This window comes from Pseudomonas sp. Fl4BN1 (assembly GCF_009908285.1).
GTDB lineage: Bacteria > Pseudomonadota > Gammaproteobacteria > Pseudomonadales > Pseudomonadaceae > Aquipseudomonas.
In genome coordinates this window covers 18,455-36,319 of sequence record NZ_JAAARM010000051.1, presented here as the reverse complement: position 1 = coordinate 36,319, position 17,865 = coordinate 18,455, and the positions used below count along the sequence as shown (strand labels likewise).

General features: G+C 60.9%; 23 protein-coding genes and 1 tRNA gene. 22 read left to right on the top strand and 2 right to left on the bottom strand.

Annotation, left to right across the window (positions count from 1 at the left end; genetic code table 11):
• Positions 1 to 75 precede the first annotated feature (75 nt).
• From GV818_RS31475 to GV818_RS31390, 19 genes are all read left to right on the top strand, one after another.
• Entirely contained in the window at positions 76 to 525 is a 450-nt protein-coding gene (locus GV818_RS31475; RefSeq protein ID WP_161778485.1) for a phage protein, read from the top strand.
• A complete protein-coding gene (locus GV818_RS31470; protein ID WP_161778484.1) occupies positions 525 to 737 on the top strand; it encodes a TraR/DksA family transcriptional regulator in 213 nt (70 codons plus the stop codon). Before GV818_RS31475 ends, GV818_RS31470 begins: the two co-directional genes overlap by 1 nt.
• Positions 734 to 1,126: a D-Ala-D-Ala carboxypeptidase family metallohydrolase gene (locus GV818_RS31465; protein ID WP_161778483.1), complete on the top strand. Its 393-nt coding sequence runs from the start codon at positions 734 to 736 to the stop codon at positions 1,124 to 1,126. Before GV818_RS31470 ends, GV818_RS31465 begins: the two co-directional genes overlap by 4 nt.
• Position 1,127: 1 nt before the next feature.
• Positions 1,128 to 1,343 carry a hypothetical protein gene (locus tag GV818_RS31460; RefSeq protein WP_161778482.1) on the top strand — a complete coding sequence of 72 codons (216 nt, stop codon included), beginning with the start codon at positions 1,128 to 1,130 and terminating at the stop codon, positions 1,341 to 1,343.
• Positions 1,333 to 1,695, top strand: a complete 363-nt coding sequence (locus GV818_RS31455; protein WP_123397616.1) for a DUF1353 domain-containing protein — start codon at positions 1,333 to 1,335, stop codon at positions 1,693 to 1,695. The genes GV818_RS31460 and GV818_RS31455 overlap by 11 nt, the downstream gene beginning before the upstream one ends.
• Position 1,696: 1 nt before the next feature.
• Entirely contained in the window at positions 1,697 to 1,948 is a 252-nt protein-coding gene (locus GV818_RS31450; protein WP_065365550.1) for a hypothetical protein, read from the top strand.
• Entirely contained in the window at positions 1,945 to 2,235 is a 291-nt protein-coding gene (locus GV818_RS31445) for a putative phage tail assembly chaperone (protein ID WP_065365551.1), read from the top strand. The genes GV818_RS31450 and GV818_RS31445 overlap by 4 nt, the downstream gene beginning before the upstream one ends.
• 23 nt (positions 2,236 to 2,258) lie before the next feature.
• On the top strand, positions 2,259 to 2,399 hold the full coding sequence (locus tag GV818_RS34190; RefSeq protein ID WP_176707090.1) for a DUF6890 family protein: 141 nt from the start codon (positions 2,259 to 2,261) through the stop codon (positions 2,397 to 2,399).
• Positions 2,400 to 2,405: 6 nt separating this feature from the next.
• Complete coding sequence (locus GV818_RS31440) at positions 2,406 to 4,388, top strand: phage tail tape measure protein (protein WP_161778481.1); 1,983 nt, start codon at positions 2,406 to 2,408, stop codon at positions 4,386 to 4,388.
• Complete coding sequence (locus tag GV818_RS31435) at positions 4,385 to 4,702, top strand: DUF2590 family protein (RefSeq protein WP_123397614.1); 318 nt, start codon at positions 4,385 to 4,387, stop codon at positions 4,700 to 4,702. Before GV818_RS31440 ends, GV818_RS31435 begins: the two co-directional genes overlap by 4 nt.
• On the top strand, positions 4,699 to 5,874 hold the full coding sequence (locus tag GV818_RS31430; RefSeq protein WP_161778480.1) for a baseplate J/gp47 family protein: 1,176 nt from the start codon (positions 4,699 to 4,701) through the stop codon (positions 5,872 to 5,874). The genes GV818_RS31435 and GV818_RS31430 overlap by 4 nt, the downstream gene beginning before the upstream one ends.
• Entirely contained in the window at positions 5,871 to 6,395 is a 525-nt protein-coding gene (locus tag GV818_RS31425; protein ID WP_161778479.1) for a phage tail protein, read from the top strand. The genes GV818_RS31430 and GV818_RS31425 overlap by 4 nt, the downstream gene beginning before the upstream one ends.
• A 9-nt stretch (positions 6,396 to 6,404) precedes the next feature.
• On the top strand, positions 6,405 to 7,994 hold the full coding sequence (locus GV818_RS31420) for a phage tail-collar fiber domain-containing protein (RefSeq protein WP_161778478.1): 1,590 nt from the start codon (positions 6,405 to 6,407) through the stop codon (positions 7,992 to 7,994).
• 8 nt (positions 7,995 to 8,002) lie between these two features.
• On the top strand, positions 8,003 to 8,710 hold the full coding sequence (locus tag GV818_RS31415) for a phage tail protein (RefSeq protein ID WP_161778477.1): 708 nt from the start codon (positions 8,003 to 8,005) through the stop codon (positions 8,708 to 8,710).
• Positions 8,707 to 9,630 (top strand): hypothetical protein, encoded by a 924-nt coding sequence (locus GV818_RS31410; protein WP_161778476.1) that lies wholly within the window; start codon positions 8,707 to 8,709, stop codon positions 9,628 to 9,630. The genes GV818_RS31415 and GV818_RS31410 overlap by 4 nt, the downstream gene beginning before the upstream one ends.
• Positions 9,627 to 10,160, top strand: coding sequence for a DNA-binding protein (locus GV818_RS31405; protein WP_161778475.1), 534 nt, complete (start codon positions 9,627 to 9,629; stop codon positions 10,158 to 10,160). Before GV818_RS31410 ends, GV818_RS31405 begins: the two co-directional genes overlap by 4 nt.
• Positions 10,157 to 10,861 (top strand): hypothetical protein, encoded by a 705-nt coding sequence (locus GV818_RS31400; RefSeq protein ID WP_161778474.1) that lies wholly within the window; start codon positions 10,157 to 10,159, stop codon positions 10,859 to 10,861. The genes GV818_RS31405 and GV818_RS31400 overlap by 4 nt, the downstream gene beginning before the upstream one ends.
• Positions 10,834 to 11,805, top strand: coding sequence for a hypothetical protein (locus GV818_RS31395; RefSeq protein WP_161778473.1), 972 nt, complete (start codon positions 10,834 to 10,836; stop codon positions 11,803 to 11,805). Before GV818_RS31400 ends, GV818_RS31395 begins: the two co-directional genes overlap by 28 nt.
• 65 nt (positions 11,806 to 11,870) lie before the next feature.
• Complete coding sequence (locus GV818_RS31390) at positions 11,871 to 12,695, top strand: metal-binding protein (RefSeq protein WP_161778472.1); 825 nt, start codon at positions 11,871 to 11,873, stop codon at positions 12,693 to 12,695.
• Between the two features lie 37 nt (positions 12,696 to 12,732).
• Here the strand turns inward: GV818_RS31390 and GV818_RS34710 are convergent, their stop codons facing one another.
• Positions 12,733 to 13,029: a hypothetical protein gene (locus GV818_RS34710; RefSeq protein WP_256679573.1), complete on the bottom strand. Its 297-nt coding sequence runs from the start codon at positions 13,027 to 13,029 to the stop codon at positions 12,733 to 12,735.
• Between the two features lie 1,277 nt (positions 13,030 to 14,306).
• Between GV818_RS34710 and GV818_RS31385 the strand changes: the two genes are divergently transcribed.
• Positions 14,307 to 14,396 (top strand) — tRNA-Ser (locus tag GV818_RS31385).
• A gap of 296 nt (positions 14,397 to 14,692) precedes the next feature.
• On the opposite strand, the gene GV818_RS31380 is transcribed toward GV818_RS31385, so the two are convergent.
• Positions 14,693 to 15,646 (bottom strand): LysR family transcriptional regulator, encoded by a 954-nt coding sequence (locus tag GV818_RS31380; RefSeq protein WP_161753359.1) that lies wholly within the window; start codon positions 15,644 to 15,646, stop codon positions 14,693 to 14,695.
• Positions 15,647 to 15,846: 200 nt separating this feature from the next.
• Here GV818_RS31380 and GV818_RS31375 point away from each other — a divergent pair, with 200 nt between their 5' ends.
• Together GV818_RS31375 and GV818_RS31370 are read left to right on the top strand one after the other, a co-directional pair.
• Positions 15,847 to 16,968: a M20 aminoacylase family protein gene (locus GV818_RS31375; protein WP_256667341.1), complete on the top strand. Its 1,122-nt coding sequence runs from the start codon at positions 15,847 to 15,849 to the stop codon at positions 16,966 to 16,968.
• A 59-nt stretch (positions 16,969 to 17,027) separates the two neighbouring features.
• Positions 17,028 to 17,816: an ABC transporter substrate-binding protein gene (locus GV818_RS31370; RefSeq protein ID WP_161778471.1), complete on the top strand. Its 789-nt coding sequence runs from the start codon at positions 17,028 to 17,030 to the stop codon at positions 17,814 to 17,816.
• Positions 17,817 to 17,865: the final 49 nt, after the last annotated feature.

Here is a 17,865-nt window from a genome sequence, read left to right as displayed (position 1 = left end):
CCCCTCAACTGCCCGAAAGACCTCACGGCGAACATCGCCCTGGACCTTTCCAACGACGACTAGGAGTAACCCCACATGTCCCGCATTGGCGGCAAGAACTTCGACATTGCCCTGGGGGATCTCCAGGCGCACGTCGAGAGCTGCACCCTGGATATCACCGACAACACCGCTGTGGCGCAGTCCCGAGGCGTGCCCGATGGCTATGTGGACGGCGACGTGGCGGCCAGCGGTGAATTCGAGTTCGACAGCAACAACTTCAACCTGCTGATCGAGGCCGCCCGCACTGCCGGCAGCTTTCGCCAGTTGGAGCCCTTCGACGTGGTGTTTTTCGCCAATGCGGGCCAGGAAGAACTGCGCATCGAGGCCTTCGGCTGCCGGTTGAAGGTGTCCAGCTTGCTCAGTGTTGACCAGAAAGGCGGCGAGAAGACCAAGCACAAGGTGCCGTTCGACGTCACCAGTCCGGACTTCATCCGCGTCAATGGCGTGCCATACCTCGCCTCGGCCGAGATCGAGGGCCTGCGCTGATGGTCTGCCCGTTCGATCGCGCCCAGGCGCTGGAGCTGCGTCTGCGGGAACAGGCGATCGCCGCCCAGCTCGCCACGGTGCAACCGACCGGGCCAAGCCGCACCCACTGCCAGGACTGCGACGGGCCTATTCCCGAGGCACGCCGCGCCCTGGGCGGCAAGACCCGCTGCACACCCTGCCAATCCACTTTTGAGCAAGGACAACGCCGATGACCACCAACCGCTGGCCGAACTTCTCGGCCAAGGAGCTGCGCTGCAAGTGCGGCAAGTGCAACAGCGACGGCAGCGAGATGCAGCCCGAGTTTATGGACCGCCTGCAGCAGCTGCGCAACCAGTACGCCAAGCCCATGGCCCTGAGCAGTGGCTACCGCTGCCGCCGGCACCCCGAGGAAGCCAGGAAGGTCGAACCGGGCGAGCACAACATGGGGCTGGCCGTCGATGTGGCTGTGCGCGGCCCTGACGCGCTGAAGCTGCTGCAGCTCGCCCTGGGCCTGGGCTTTACCCGCATCGGCGTCAGCCAGAAGGGCAACAGCCGTTTCTTGCACCTGGGCCTTGCTCCAATCGGCGGACGCCTTCCAAGCCCTGCACTGTGGAGTTACTGACATGAACCGCCTGCTGATATGTGCCGCTTTCGGCGCCGTTTTCCTGGTCGGGTGTGCGCTGAGCGATTCCCACACCGTGGTTGCGCGTAGCGCCGCTACGCTGGTGGCCACCTACTGCAAAGCGCCGATGCCGGCACGGGTGCTGCTGCGCGAGCAGATCGCCCAGGACACCGCGCCGAACCGGGTCCGCGTGGAGTGTGCCGCCGATGCCCTTTGAAAGTGACCTGGAGCTGAGGCACCGCCCAGGGCACACGCGCTGGGAGGTGATCCGGGTGCTGCAGTACCGCACCAAGGACGGCCGCTTGATCACTGTCCCGGTGGGCTACCTGTCGGACCTGGCCAGCGTGCCGCACCTGGCCCGGCGCATCGTGGACCCGCAGACGCCGGCGGCGCGCCGGCCGTCGGTGGTGCATGACCGGATCTACACCCACGAAACCCACCGATTCACCAAGGCCGAGGCCGATCGGATCTTCTACGACGCACTGCGTGAAGAAGGCATGAACACCGCCTTGGCCTGGCTGATGTACCAGGCCGTCCGGATCGGCGGCCGTGGCACCTGGAGCGCCTGACATGGAAATGCTGGAGAGACTGATGGCCTTGCTGCCCGAACTGCTGTTGACCGCCGTGATCGGCTTCCAGGCCTTCCTGTTTCGCCAGGTCAGCGAGTCCCGACGCGAGCACCTGGAGCTGCGCGTGGAGATCGCAAAGAACTACCCGCAACACAACGACATCGAGCGCGCCATGGACAAGCTGGAAAGCAGCCTGCGCGCCCAACTGGACACCCACTTTTCAACCCTGAGTCAAAGGATACGCAACCCATGAGCATCAACAGCCGCGAGATCACCCTGGAACTGGGCGACAAGGAATTCAGCTTCGCCCTGTCGCCCCAGGACGTGACCAAATACTTCAACGCCATGACCGCGACTAACAAGGTGGCGCCGTCGTTCAACCTGCTGAGCACCACCGTCAAGCAGGAGCAGCGGGCCGAGCTGCGCGAGCTGCTGGCCAATCCGGTGATGACCATGCAGATCGCCGGCGCGCTCCTGGGGGAATACGCCCCGGACGTTGAAATCATCGTAAAAAAGCCCTCGACCACGCCGACCGCCTGACCGAGGACGGCCTGGGCCAGCTGATGGCCCTCACCAACCGCTGGCTGCCTGGCGCTGAACCCTCAATCGAAAACATGGGGACGGCGCAGTGGCTTGAGAACGAGCACTGGCGACGCATGGAAATTGCCGTGGCCAACGGCATTGCCCATGCGTTGAACGGATAACAGAACATGGCTGACCGCAGCGCCCGCCTGGACTTCATCCTGGCCCTGACCGACAAGGTCACCGCACCTTTGGGCAAGGTGAAAATGGGCTTTTCGGACCTTGCCGAGCAAAGCGAAAAGAACATAAAAACCATGGGCCTGGGGTTGGCCGGCATGACCGGCGCCTTCGTCGGTATCAACCAGTCGTTGCAGCCCGCCCTGGAGATGAACCGCGCCCTGGGCGAGGTACGTTCCCTGGGCGTGGCCGAAGACGCACTGACCGCGCTCAATCAAAAGTCGCTGGAGTTCTCGGTGGCCTACGGCGAGAACGCCCGGGACTTCGTGGCCTCGGCGTACAGCATCGAGGGCGCCATTAAGGGCCTGACGGGCAGCCAACTGGCGACCTTCACCAACACCAGCAACCTGCTGGCCAAGGCCACCAAGTCGGACGCCGAAACCTTGGGCGCCTACGTGGGCACCATGTACAACCTGTTCAAGGTCCAGGCTGACGCCATGGGCAAAGCGGAATGGGTCGAGAAGCTGGGCGGCCAGACTGCCCTCGCGGTGCAGCTGTTCCGCACCGACGGCGCCCAACTCAAGGATGCCTTCAAGGAGGTGGGAGCGATCGCCACCGCCGGCGGCGTGGACATTGCCGAGCAGTTCGCGGTGATCGGTTCGCTGAGCAGCACCATGGAAGGCGGCGACGCCGGCGGCCGGTACAAGGCGTTTTTCGAGAACATCGGCGCCGCCTCGGAAAAGCTCGGGATCAAGTTCACCGACCAGGAAGGGAAGGTGCTGCCCATGCTGCAGATCCTGGAGAAGCTGCAGGGCAAGCTGGGCGACCTCAACAGCGCATCGGCCGGCACCAAGCTATTGGACGCCTTCGGTGGCGAGGGCGCCCAGGTGATCGGCGCACTGGCGAAAGACACCGACCGGCTGCGTCAGGGCCTGGACAAGCTGGGCAAAGTCCGCGGGCTTGAGGATGCCGAGAAGATGGCCCAGGCCATGGTCGATCCGTGGCAGCAGTTCGCGGCCGCTGTCGAGGCGTTGCGGATTGCCTTCGGGCAAGCGTTGATCCCGATCCTGACCCCGCTCATGGCCAAGTTGTCCGGGGTCGCCAGCACGCTGACCCGCTGGACTCAACTGTTCCCGAACATCACCCGAGTGGTGGGCATTGCCACTTTGGGAGTGCTGGCCATCATCGCCGCCATGTCGCTGCTGACGTTTGTAGTCGGGGCGTCCCGCATGGCCTGGATGGCCATCATCACCGTCTGGAAAGTGGTTCAACTGCTGAACCTGCGCACCATTGCCGGGTTCCTCCTGCAGGCGGCAGTGATCGCTACCTATGTGGCGGGCCTGACGGTGCTTTACACCACCATGGGCATCATCCGCGTGGCCATGATGCTGTGGCAGGGCGTGATCTGGCTGGTCAACGTGGCGTTGACCGCCAACCCGATTGGCGTAGTGGTGATGGGCATTGCCGCCCTGGTCGCGATCGTGATCGCCGCCGTGTACTACTGGGACGAATGGACCGGCGCCCTGATGAACACCGAGGCCTTCAAGTGGGTGCTGGAGAAGCTGCAGACGCTGTCGGCCTGGTTCGACTCCATGGGCGGCTGGTCCGGCATGGCCAAGGGCGCTTGGGACGCGATCGTGGGCGTGTTCTACAAGGCCATCAACAGCTTGATCGAGCTGATCAACAAGATCCCCGGCGTGAACATCGAGGCGCGCCTGGGCGACATGCCGACGATCCCCGGCGCCGAGCAAGCGACCAACGCCGCCGACGTCGCCAGCGCTGCGCAGAAGGCGCAACAGACCATCAGCGCGGCCATCCCCTCAATTGCCCCCACGCGGCCTAACGCGGTGCCGCCTGGCGGCCTGCTGACCAGCATTCAGAACACCAGCAACCAAAACAAAGGAACCCATGTGGAGAGCGTGACCATTCACACCGGCAAGGCCATGACCCCGTTGGAGCTGGAAAACATGATGGGTATGGCGGTGTCCGGATGAGCGAATACATAGACCTTTTGATCGAGGACAACGACCTGGTGCTGGACCCGTCCCGCCAGCCGCTGTTGATCGCCGACCGGGCCAGCATCGCCCAGGACATTGCTCACATGATCCGCGACAGCGGCCTGCTGGTGACCCTGGTGGCCGAGCGCGACCGATTGAAGCAACGCGACTGCATCCAGCAACTGGAGCTGCTGGTGGAGGCCGACGAACGCCTGGTGCCCGGTACGGCGCAGATCACCCAGCTGCAGCCGGGCCAGTACCTGGTCACGGCCAAAACCCTGAAATTCGGTGACGTGGAGGTGACCCTGTGAGCGACGTGGATTTCAAGCAGGCGCTGAGTGATGCCGGCATTCCGACCACCGAGGCCGGCCTGCGCCAGGCCTGGGAGAAGGAAGTGGCCGCCCAGGGCGCCAAACTGAGCAATACCGGGGCTTACTCGCCGTTCTGGCGCGTAGTCACCGCCCTGGTGACCAAACCGGTGCTGTGGCTTCTGGACTTCGTCGTCCAGTCGGTCCTGCCGAACTTCTTTGTAAAGACTGCCGGCGGCAAGTGGCTGGATATGCTGGCCTGGGCCGTGAATGTGGAGCGCAAGGGCGCCACCAGGGCCAAGGGCAAGATCCTGTTCACCCGGGCCAATACCGCCGGCACCCTGGAACTGCCGGCGGGTGTCCTGGTGCAGTCGCCACCGATCAATGGCCACGTCTACCAACTGCGCACTACCGAGGCCGTGGCCTTCGCCGATGGCCAGCTGCAGCTGAGCGTGCCGATCGAAGCGGACGCCACCGGCAGCGGCTACAACCTGGCGCCGGGTTACTACGCGATCCTGCCGGAACCCATTGCCGGCATCGTCCAGGTGATCAACGCCGAAAGCTGGCTGGAATCACCAGGTGCAGATCCAGAGCCCGACGATCAGCTGCGTTTGCGGATCCGCAACCAGTTTTCAGCGGTCAACCAGTGGCACACCGACGCGGTCTATCGAGCCATGATCTCGACCTTTCCAGGTGTGCGGCCGGACGGAGTCTATTTCGAGCACGGCGCCCCGCGTGGACCGGGTAGCGCCAATGCCTACGTGCTGTTTGAAGCTGGCGTGCCGGCGGCCTCGTACCTGGACCAGATCAACGCTCATATCCGCGACCAGGGCAATCACGGCCACGGCGATGACCTGGTGGCGATGGCCATGCCTGAAAAGGAGTACAGCTTCACGCTGATGGTTGTGGCGAGGGCCAACACCAGCGCCGAACGCATCGAGGAGCTGCAGAAAGAGATCGATCTGTTCGTGCGCGCGGCCTTCCGTGAAAGCACGTCCCGCGACTACAAGCCGACCCTGACTTACCCACAGTCGCGGTTCAGTTTTAGCCGGCTAACTGAGGAACTGCATCACCAGTTTCTCGACGTCGAGTCGTTTCGCTTCTCGGCCCGGGTGGACCTGATCAGCGGCCTGGAAATTCCCCGGATCAGAACCTTTCAGGTGGCGGTGACATGATCAAACTCAAGCTGCCTTTCTGGCTCGCCGGCACCGAGCTTTCCAAGCTGATGGCTGCTGCCCAGCGCTGGTGGGAAACCGCCAGCGGCTGGCTGATGTGGCCCTATGACCAGCTCGACCCCGACACCTGCCACCTGCGCATCCTGGAGCTGTGGGCCTGGCAGCGCGACGTGACGCGCTTTGTCGGTGAGCCTGAGAGCCTTTTCCGGCTCCGGGTGAAATACGCCTTCATCAACGCGGTGGACGCCGGCAGCACCGCCGGCATGAAACGCATCCTGCAGCGCCTCGGGGTTGGCTATATCGAGATCGAGGAACGCCAGCCTGGGCGCGATTGGGACGTGGTCCTGCTGCGGCTTTCCGACTCCCAGCTGTCGCTCAATGCGGACCTGCTGCGCGTCCTGGTGCAGCAGTACGGCCGGACCTGCAGGCGCTACGACTTCGAAAGCGTGACGCCGGTGACCCTGCAGGTCGCCGTGCTTGATTTCAACGACGACCAGCAAACGCTGGTTGCCTCTCTGTAGGAGATCCCCATGGGGGCCACTATCACCCTGGCGGGCGAAAACCTGATTGCACAAAAACAAGGTGCGCAGCAGATCCTCACCGCCACCCGTTTCATCCTGGCCAATGTGCCCGGGTTCGACCCTGAACAGCCTGTCGATCGTGCTGCTGGCAAACCGCCGGCGGCACAGATTGTTGGAACCTTCGACGTCACCCAGGCCGGTTATGTGAACCCTAACCAGGTCGTCTACAGCGTGATGTTGGGCAGCGATATTGGGGACTTCGATTGGAACTGGATTGGCTTAGAGTCCGTCGAGGGCGTGCTGCTGATGGTGGCCCATGTGCCCCTGCAGCAGAAGCGCCGGAACCAGTTGCCCCAGCAGGTCGGTAACAACGTCACCCGCAACTTCCTATTGGTGTTCGACGGCGCCAAGGCCCTGACCGGCGTCACCGTAGATGCCAGCACCTGGCAACATGACTTCACTGCCCGACTGTTTGGCATCGATGAGCGTGAGCGCCTGGCCAACCGGGACGTCTTCGGCCGCGCCTGTTTCTTCGGGTCTTCGCTGTCATTAAAGCGTGTGGGTGCAAACCTGCAGCTTGCACCAGGTACTGCCTACATTGAGGGAATCCGGATTGAACAAAGGGGCATGGCGCAGTTTGAACTGCCTTCCGTGCCCACGACCTTCTGGCTGGATGTGTCCCTGCAACGTCACATGAGTGAGGTAATCGCCGGCTGGAACATCGTTCAAAACCCGCTGAGCGCATCCGATTACACCGACGACGCCGGTGTGCGCCATTACTACTTTTTGATCGCTACGTTACTGGCTGACAAGACCCTTGTGGACAACCGCACTGTGGAGCCTATCGACGGGCCACTGGTGAGGCACTTTGCCGCCCGCGTGGGTGACTACGAAAAGCTGCGGGCCCGGGCCACCACCAAGGAAGACGTGGGGCTGGGCAACCTGCCCAACGCCAAAAGCGACGACCCGAGCACCAACAGCAGCGAGATCCTGGCGACAACCAAGTGCGTGAACAGCGCCAAGACCGATGTGATGGTGCCCCTGGTGGGCCAGGTCAGTTTCTTTGCCAGGGAAACGGCCCCGGCCGGGTGGCTCAAAGCCAACGGCGCGGCGGTGTCCCGCGTGACCTATGCCGCCCTGTTTGCGGCGATCGGCACCCGCTTCGGCGCTGGCGATTGGGTTAACACGTTCAACATCCCGGACCTGCGCGGCGAGTTTATCCGTGGTTGGGACGATGGGCGCGGCCTGGACCCCGGCCGGGACCTGGGAGGGGTCCAAGGCGGCCAGAACGCACTCCACACCCACACCGCAAGAACTGACCCTGCCGGCGAGCACACCCACGCCGCAAGCAGTGACGCGGCCGGTGACCACACCCATACCTTCACGAAGTCCGCGGGTTCGAACAACAGCCCCGGCGGCTACGTGACCACCGCCAACGGCGGCGGCTCGCTCCACACCACCAACCCCGCCGGCGCTCACTCGCACAACGTCACCATTCAAGGCGCACCCGCGCACAGCCACGCGGTGACCGTGGATGCATCCGGTGGAAACGAAAACCGGCCGCGCAACGTGGCGCTACTCGCCTGCATCAAATACTGAGGGTGATCATGAGCAAGACCGTTTATCAAACCGACCAGTACGGGATCTATACCGGGCCGATCAAAGCGGACGAGTCTCCCCTGGAGCCAGGCGTCTGGCTGATTCCTGCCGGCTGCATCGAGGTTGAACCACCTGCACCAGGTGAACACCAGGTGCCTCACTGGAATGGCAAGCGCTGGCAGTTGGTCCGGTCCTTCCAGGGGCTGACGGCGTACAACACGGCCACCGGCGAGCCGCTGCAGATCCAGCAGGTGGGCGAGCTGCCGCCTGGTTACACACTGAGCGTTCCAGGGCCCGGCCAGGTCTGGCGCAATGGCGACTGGGTGGACGATACCCCGGCCTTGCTCAAGCGCCGGCACGCCGAACGCACCCTGCAGGTGAACGCGGCGTGTGAAGCTGCGATCACCGAGGGCTTCTGGTCCAGTGCCTTGGGTGCCCCTCACAAGTACAGCAGCCAGCTGGATGATCAACTGAACCTGACAGGGGTCATTCTCGCCGGCCTCGACACGCTCTATGCCTGCCGCGACCAGGCCGGCGCCAAAGCGTTTCGGGCGCACACGGCCGAGCAGATCCGCAAAGTGGGTGACGACTTCACCGTGTTCAAGCTGCAGCCACTGCAGCACGCCAACGCGCTCAAGCAACGGCTGGACCAGGCCCTGGCCAGCGGTGACCTGGTCGCGCTTGAGGCGGTGACCTGGGAGAGCGCAGAGCCATGACCTGGGCACCGGTGACCATGCGCTGGCCAGAGCAGGCCACCCGCTGGATGGGTGACCTGTCAGCCGCCAAGGAGCTGGCCGGCGGCGAGCTGGCCAGCACCGCCGAACGCTTGGCGGGACTGGACGGCATGACCAGCACCAACCCCGGGCCGGTCGGTGCTGCAGCTGAACAGGCGATCGCCGCCGGCAGAGCGGCCCTCACCAGCCAGATGGGCCAGGCGCCGGCGTGCCTGGCCGTTACTCCGTTTCAAAGCGGCGTGGGCACTGGGCGGGGGAATCAGCTCTACCTGTCGGCCCCCAACCTGCTGCAGCAGCTGGCCCTCAAGCTGGGCGACAGCACCGACAGCGGCCTGCCGATCGGCCAGCACTACGCGCTGTCGGTGCTGTTCCTCGGCACGCGCTATGAGCAACTGGCCAAGACCCTGGCGCGCTTCAACGCGCTGCTGCCGATCCCCGACCTGGTGCGCGCAGAGCGCCGCGCCGATCACCTGGCCAAGCTGGAGACGGAAAAGTGGGTGATGCCCACGGCCGGCACCCTGCCGCGCTGGGCGGATCTGCCCCTGGAACGCTGCACCTTGATCAAGGCGGCCAAGCAATCCATGGCGGGCCAGATCGCCGTCCTGGAAGGCTACGCGGCCGACAGCTCGCCCATGGGCGACTTGGCGGCCCTGGCCCAGCGCAAGGCCGCCCAGCAGAAAGGCCGCGATCAGCAGCTGGACGACCTGAAAGCCCTGCTGGCCGGTGGCAATGCCGACCACAGCATGCGCGCTCGGTTGCTTGGTCCCGGTGGCCCGGGCGACCTGCGGCGGGCCTTGCTGGAAGGCGAGGCACCGGGGCATGAGTGGGTGCTATGTGCCGGGGTGCTGCTGGTGGGCTCGCTGGAGGGCCTGAGCTTCGTTCGTGAACTGGTGGGCCTATGACGCTGCTACTCGACGGCCAGCAGGTGCTGGGCAAGAACATGAAGATCACCGCCAATCTGCGGATTGAAAGCGACGACCTGTCAGGGCAGACCAGCAACACCGACACCGCGCACAAGGGGTTCAAGCCCAAGACGCTTACGGTTTCCCTGATGATCCCCTACGTCAACCAGGGCCAGCTGCGCGACCTGATGCGCCTGGCCGAGGCCACCGCCGGCGGCGGGCGGCTCAAGCTATACAGGATCGTCAACGACACGGCCGCCGCCTTCGGCATCCGCGAGGTTCAATTCTCCGAAGGCGTGAGCGCCCGCGAGGACGACACCCGGGCGGCCTGGCTGGTGCAGTTCACCCTGTCCGAAAAGCTGTCGAACCCGGAGAAGGTCGAGAAGCGCCGCGCCGGCAACGACGTCAAAGCCCAGTCAGGGCCCGGGCAAGGGGTGGGAGGCGAAGGCGGCGGCGATGCTGGCCAGGAGCTGAGCGGCTTTGAATCGGTCCTGAAAAGAGTGGACGACTACCTGGGGGGCAAGTCGTGAAACTGCACAAAGTGCTGACGATCGGCGGCAAGCCTTATGACCTGGTCAAGGACGAGGTCCGGCTGGACGCCAAGAGCCCGGGCCGCGCCACCTTCACCGTCCAGGCCGGGGCGCCGGTCAAAGGCCTGGTGACGTTCGATATTGGTTATAACGAGCGCACACTGCAGCGTCACTTCATCGGCTACGTGGAGCGATCGACCGCGGTCAACGGCGTGCAGCAGATCCTGGTCTGCCGCGAACTGGCGGCGATCCTGGCCAACCCGCTGCCGCTGAACCTGCGGCACGCCGATCTGCGGGGCGTCCTGGCGGCAATCAGCAGCAAGACCGGGCTGCGCTTCCGGGTACCGGAAAAGCCCTATGCCCAGACCAAGGCCCCGTTCTTCTACAGCCTGGCCAGCGGTTACTTGGCCATGGACAGCCTGGCCCAGGTGTTCAGCATTCCCGACTTTACCTGGCAGCAGCAGGGCGACGGCGAGGTGTTCGTGGGCAGTTGGGCGGATAGCTTCTTCGGCACCCGCGCACCGCTGCAGCTGCCCGTCGAGCTGTTCGACGGCTACCAGGGCAATCAGAGCGCCATGATCGCGGTTCTTCCAGGACTGCGCCCGGGCGCCACCTTCAACCAGGGCGAGCGGGTCACCAGCGTGACGCTCGCCGGCAATCAGATGGCCATCAAATGGAAGACGCAATCCGTCGCAGCGTAGAGCGGCAGTTCCCCGAACTAACCGGCGGTTATCACCTGCCGCGCTTCGGCCGTGTGGTCGCGGTACCGGATGCGCCGGCGGCGCCCGGGCTCTGCGACGACTTCCGGCCGCGCTATGGCGTGGACGTCCAGGTACTGCTGCCCGACGGCGAACCCGATCCGGATCTGCCGATCCTGGCCGGCCTGCCGCTGCCGGCGCCCATGGGCGGCCAAGAGGCCGGCATGTTCGGTTTCCCCGAGGAAAACACCACGGTGGTGGTGTGCTTCGCCTACGGACTGCCGCACAAGCCGTTTATCCAGCAGATCCTGCCGCACGGCCTGAGCCTGCCCCGGGTGCCGAAAGGTGATCAGGTATGGCAGCACAGCGAGGCCTGCCAGCAGCGGGTCGATGCCGACGGCAACTGGCTGCGCCAGACCGATGGAAAGATCCAGGACAAGGCGATCGAGCGTGAAGTGGAAGCCCTGGACAACGCCGAGCGCTTCCAGAATCACACCAGGACGGTGGACGACCATTCGACCGAGTCAGTGGGAGGGGTTAAGAAGATCGAGGCTATGGGCGCGCTCAAGCTGCTGTCGGGCGGGTCTGCCAGCCTAGCGGCCGTGGATGATCTGCACCAAGCCACCGGCCGCGACTTGAACCTGGTGGTGGGGCAGAAGCTCAATGCCACGGTGGGCGGTGACCTGCAGGAGCAGATCCAGGGACTACGCAAGAGCGTGAGCGGGATCAGTCAGCGCTTGCAGGCACCCAAGACCTGGCTCGGGTCGGAGTCGGTCAACGTGCTGCAGGTGCTGTGCGACCTGCTCGACCTGGTCGAGCAGATGAACGCCCAGCTGGCGAGCCACACTCATGGCCCAACGCCTCCGCCAAGTAACGCGCCGGCATTCGCAGGGAATTCCGTTAAAGCGCAACAACTGTCGGGGACACTAAAAAAAATCACCCAATAATTTCAAGTCACAGTTCCATGTTCTACTATCAGCGTGAGTCTGTTCTGTAGCCATGGAGAGCTGCGATGGGTGAGTACGCTAAACAAATAACAAAAAGAATAAGGCACGTCGGGCTAAAGGAAGGATTTTGTCTAATATGTGGTATTTATGGAAAGTTAAGTCAAGATCATGTGCCGCCTAGTTCTTGCGTTACGATACAGCGTGTAGAGCAAAGACTTGTAACTGAAATGCTCGGACCGGAAGCGAAGAAATTCGCTGGCATAAAAGCCAGAAACGGAAGCAGCTTCAGAACAATATGCGAGGAGTGCAATAACAAGTTGGGGAGATGTGATGGAGTAGTAAGCGAGGCGTACAAAAAACTGACCAAACATGCTTTAAGTTATTACCGGTCGATTGATAGCTTTGGTGTTTTGGCATCAGCTCCGATCAATCCTATTGTTTATGCTCGCTCTTTGATAGGGCACATGCTTGCTGCTACGAGTGATCAAGAGTGCCTTAGAGCGCCTGAGCATTCAGAGTACTACGACCCGTTGAAGCGATTTGTTTTAGGTGATGATTCAGCTCTTGATGAAACACACGATATTTATTATTGGTATTATCCGAAAAATATTCACATAAGTGCAAAGAGCGTTATTGTTCGAAATCGAGGGCACCAAACAACTGTTAGTGTTCTGAGTTTTTTTCCTGTAGCGTTTATGGTTACGCTTAAAGGTCAAGGCATCTACCCTGCTCAAGCTGTAAAATTAAGCTTCTCAGATAAAAGTTTGATTATAAATTTATCCTCTACAAATCTACCGTTTGTAGACTTTCCTTTTGTGCCTCTTTCGGGCGATCAGTTTTATATGCTTTACGATGCTCAGGCAATTGTCAGCTATCCAACTGGGAGATAGCTTAATATGAAACTTAAGATGGTTTCGTTTTGAGTATTTACGACTCCCTGCACCACCAAGACTGCGCGTAGGCGCAACCGTCGATGTACTCGATCCCGCTCAATACAAAGCCCAGAGGGGCCATGCTGGATAAGATTACATCTCGCAGTTGGGGCAAGTGCTCGGGGTCAAGTGGCATAACACCCAGAAGCCTTGCTACGGTCGTGCTTCGCCCCATATCGGGGTCTATTTCAGCCCTCACCCTAACGTCACCCTTTATTGCTCTGTAACGCCTCCTTTCGTCCAGACTCAGCGCGACACCCTTTCGGCGCATAGGTGTTACCAACATTTGCATGGAAACCTCCTACTCGCTGCAGTGAGAGTCCAGGAGTGCTTCCACTGCATAAGCCAGCGCTCCGTCTGCCTGCTCAAGTAGATCGCACAAAATGTCTCGATCAATTGCGTGAGCCTGGTGCAGGGTGTACGCCCCATGGATCAGCGCTTTGTGGTGCGCCCCAGGATTTTTAAGCAACGCCTCCTGGTCCTGCAAGAGAGCCTGCCAGGCGGCTATTCCCTCGGACTCCGCGACGGGAACCTCTGTACTCACTTCTTTCATCTCCTACCCCTGCTGCTACAAAACAACTGTACGCGCATACAGTATATCGAGGCCGTATGGCTCATGTTCGTCAACCCGATGAAATGTCAGCCACGCCATGGAGGGCGAACGCCAAAAACACCGAGCAGAGAAAAAACAAGCGAAAAAAGCACTTATCCCCCTCCCGCCGACGGGCTCTGCGTCCCTTTTTTGTGCAAAGTCAGATGGTGGTGCAAATCATGCCCCCGGCTAAGCCCGCTGCGGGGTCTGCGGGGTGTTTGGCGATTGCACGCGGTGCAAGGTTTTGCAGAGGAATGTCATAAGTTTGCACAACGCCCGGTGGCGTGTGCGGAGAGATGATAGTCCTAGGGCCCCCGGCCAGACTGTGCGAAAGCTTGAAAAACTGAGGGTTACCCCTGTTTTCCAAATTGGAGCCAGTCCAGGATTTGTTCATCTGGTTGCGTTTTACCCAATCAGATCGAGAGGCTGGACCCTGGATAGACTGTGGCCTGTGGCTGGAACGGGAGGGCGTGGAAGATTGCACAGTGTTGCATCAGGCAGGTGGTCATCAAGTTGTTGCTGAGTGTCCACATAGTGTCCACGTTGGTCGGCAATGTATTCCGAATATGACGGAAAGTATTCCGAAGGGCTCTAGGAATAAAGGGATTGACCTGTGGGGGCAGGGCAGGGCGGTTGATAGGAAATCAATTCACTCATGACGCAATTCCTTATGTTGAAGTGCAGCAGAAGTTACCCACCACGACAGATCTGGTAAAGCGCCGTGACTGACTGATGAGTCAGGCTTTGGCCAGGATGTTGGCTTGCATGGCGCAGCGGACAGCGCATGGTTTCTTCTATATAGCTGTGGGCAAGGCTGGAGAATGGCCGGTTTGCCTTGTTCCCGGCTCAGGTTGAGTCACCCTCCAGGACGGAACGTTCTTAAGCGCATGAAAATTCTGAAAAAAAATGTTTGCCATCAGAAAAGCTTTCGACTACATTAGCGCGCCTCGACAGACAGAACATGTTTGAAGAGATACGGTGAAGTGTCCGAGTGGCTTAAGGAGCACGCCTGGAAAGTGTGTATACAGGAAACTGTATCGAGAGTTCGAATCTCTCCTTCACCGCCACATTCTGCAAACACAGACCCCTGATTTTCCTAGTGAAAGTCGGGGGTTTGTGGTTTTTGGCGTCTGAAAAACTCTCATATGGGACAGATCTGGGACGGGTGGTTGGTTTTCCGCTCTTCAGAGTCAGCCTCAGCATGCGCCACAGAAAGGGCTAATCTCTGCCATCGCTGTGCTTCTAAGTTGTGGTCTGCTGAATCGCCCCGGATTTTCTAGAGATCTTTTCACTTAGCCCGGCAAGGTTATTCGGACACGATGAGTTCTTTCGCCGGTCTGACTATGAGTACCGGCGGGCACCTTCAAACTAATAATTGCAGGGTCTTAAACAGCTCGCGATCCTCCTTTTTCGCTGAGCGGGCGTGGCGCCGAATTACCCCTATTAGGCAGTCGGTGAAACACTGTGCGGCATTGCTCAGCGAGCCATTGCGCCGTGTGACGATGCTCAACTGCCGCGGCTCGAATGCTTCGCTCAACTCCAGGGCAACAATGCGCCCCAGGAAGGGGGGGGCCGTGCTCATGATGGTCGGCCCCCAGGTGCACATGTCGGCTCGCTCCACCATCATCTGCAGGATCGCCAGTGAGTGTGCGCGCACGATGCGATTGCTATCAATCTGCGCGTTGTGCCTGCCGAACAGCTCCTGCATCAGGACGTCACGGCCGTCTGGGGCATAGTTCAGCGTCCAGTTCTGGTCCAGCAGATCGTGGATGGATTGCGCTTTTTGTCGAGGGTGGCCCTCTCGAATCAATACTGAGGTCTGGTAGTCCAGCAACGTTTCGCAGGTAAATTCCGGGGTCGCCTGCGCCGGATGTAACTGGCCAATGGCGAAGTCCATGCTGCCGTCACGCAGCAGCGGTTGGGCCACCGCCATCAGGCTTTCGAACAACTCCAGTTGGATGTCCGGCATGCGTTGCCGAAAGTCCAACACCACTTCCGGTAGAAACGTCAGTGCAATCCAGGGCGTGACGCCGACGCAGAGTCGCCCCTGGGCTTTGCCGCGCAACTGATCAAGCTCGGCCTGCGCATGTTCCAGTTGCTTGAGTACCAGCTTGGCGTGGGTCAGCAGCACTTTTCCGTATTCAGTGAAGTTCAAGCCACTGGGGGTCCTGACGAACAGCGGCAACTGCTGAGCCGTTTCCAGTTCACGCAGGGCTTTGGTCACGGCGGCCTGGGAGATATCCAGCGAGCGCGCGGCCGCTCGTATGCTGCCGGTCTCGGCACTGGCAATCAGCGCTTGCAGTTGATGCAGCTTCAATAGGTTCACCTTTGGGACAACCAATGGTTGTCATCATAACCAAACTGAGTCTTCCTGGCTCAGGGCCTGCTCCTTAAGATCGATTCAGCAGCACCCACCGGATCTCACCACTGAGCCAGGGGTACTGAATGATCTTATCGAGGAGTACAACCGTGCATGCTAACCATGTCCTGCCGGGAATAGCTGCATCTCAAAATGAGATGATTGCCCTGCGTCACCGTATTCATGCCCACCCCGAGCTGGGGTTTGAAGAGTTCACCACGGCCGAACTGGTGGCGCAGTGTTTGACGCAGTGGGGGTTTGAGGTGAGCCGAGGGGTGGGCAAGACCGGTGTGGTCGGAACCCTGAAAAACGGCCTCGGACGCGCTATTGGGTTGCGCGCGGATATGGATGCGCTGCCGATTCAGGAAACCACCGGCTTACCGTATGCCAGTCGCAATGATGGCGTGATGCATGCCTGCGGTCACGACGGTCATACGGCCACGTTGCTGGCAGCGGGGCAATACCTTGCACAAACCCGAGCGTTCAACGGCACGGTGCATCTGGTGTTCCAGCCGGCCGAAGAGGGGCTGGGTGGTGCCCGGAAAATGCTGGAGGATGGGCTGCTCGAACGTTTCCCCTGCGATGCGATATTTGCCATGCACAACGTCCCGGGTTATCCGGCCGGGCATTTGGGCTTCTACAGCGGGCCGTTCATGGCGTCTGCCGATACGGTGACAATCACGGTCATCGGTACGGGTGGTCATGGTGCGGTCCCGCACAAGGCGGTCGACCCGGTGGTGGTCTGCTCGTCCATCGTGATGGCGTTGCAAAGTATCGTAGCGCGCAACGTCAACCCTCAAGAAACAGCGATTATCACTGTTGGCAGCATCCATGCCGGGACCGCGTCGAATGTCATTCCCGCCTCCGCTGAAATGATCCTGAGCGTGCGAGCGCTGACGCCGCATATTCGCCAACTGCTCGAAGCCAGGATCACTGAACTGGTCAAGGGCCAGGCGGCGAGTTTCGGTGCACAGGCGCATATCGACTACCAGCATTGCCATCCGGTGTTGATCAACGATCCCGAGCAGACGGCGTTCGCGCGTGAAGTTGCCAGCGAGTGGTTGGGCGACGAGCAATTGATCGAGGACTTGCGGCCCTTTACCGCCAGCGAGGACTTTGCCTTCATCCTGGAAAAATGTCCGGGCAGTTATCTGGTGATAGGCAATGGCCAGGGCGACAGTGGGTGCTTGCTGCATAACCCCGGTTACGACTTCAACGACGTCTGCCTACCCATCGGCGCCAGTTACTGGGTCAAGTTGGTAGAGCGGTTTCTGCGCTAAGCAGAGCTGCATAGATGCTATCGGTAACCTGGCTCTGCGAGCCATCGAGGAAGATAACAATGAATAAGATAATCGCGGCTGTTTCCCTGGCGTTCTTGACCGCATCCGGCTTGGCTGGCGCGGCTGACTGGAGCGGGAAAGTACTGAAGTTGGGTGTTGATCCGACGTATCCGCCACTGGAGTACAAAAACCAGGACGGCACGCTGACGGGCTTTGGGGTCGATATCGCCGAGGCGCTCTGTGCAGAGCTGCACGCCCGGTGCATCTGGGTTGAAAGCAGCTGGGACGGGATGATTCCGGCATTGCTGGCTCGCAAGTTCGACGCAGTGGCCTCATCGATGACCATCACCTCCAAGCGCCAGGGCCAGATTGCGTTCACCGACAAAATCTCAAACGCCCCGGCACGTCTGGTCAGCAAGCGTGGGTCGGGGTTGGAACCCACCGTCGAGTCGCTCAAAGGCAGGCGTGTCGGCGTGGAGCAAGGCTCGACCCAGGAGGCTTTCGCGAAAGCTGTCTGGGGTTCCCAGGGCGTGGATATTCTCTCTTATCAAAATCAGGACCAAGTCTACGCCGACCTCACGGTCGGGCGGCTTGATGCCTCATTGCAGGGCTCCATTCAAGCCAGCTACGGTTTTCTGGATAAACCGGCAGGCAAGGACTACGAGTTTTCCGGCGGTACCCTGGATAACCCAGAGTTTTTCGGCGTAGGTGACGGCATCGGTGTGCGCAAGGAGGATGTCGAGTTGCGTGAAGACTTGAACAAAGCCCTGGCGACAATCATCGCCAATGGTACCTACGCTCGGATCAACAAAAAGTACTTCGATTTCGACGTCTACGGCGCGAAATAACCCCCGCTCGAAACCCTGTGCAGAGCAGTCGCCCAGGCTGCTCTGTTAC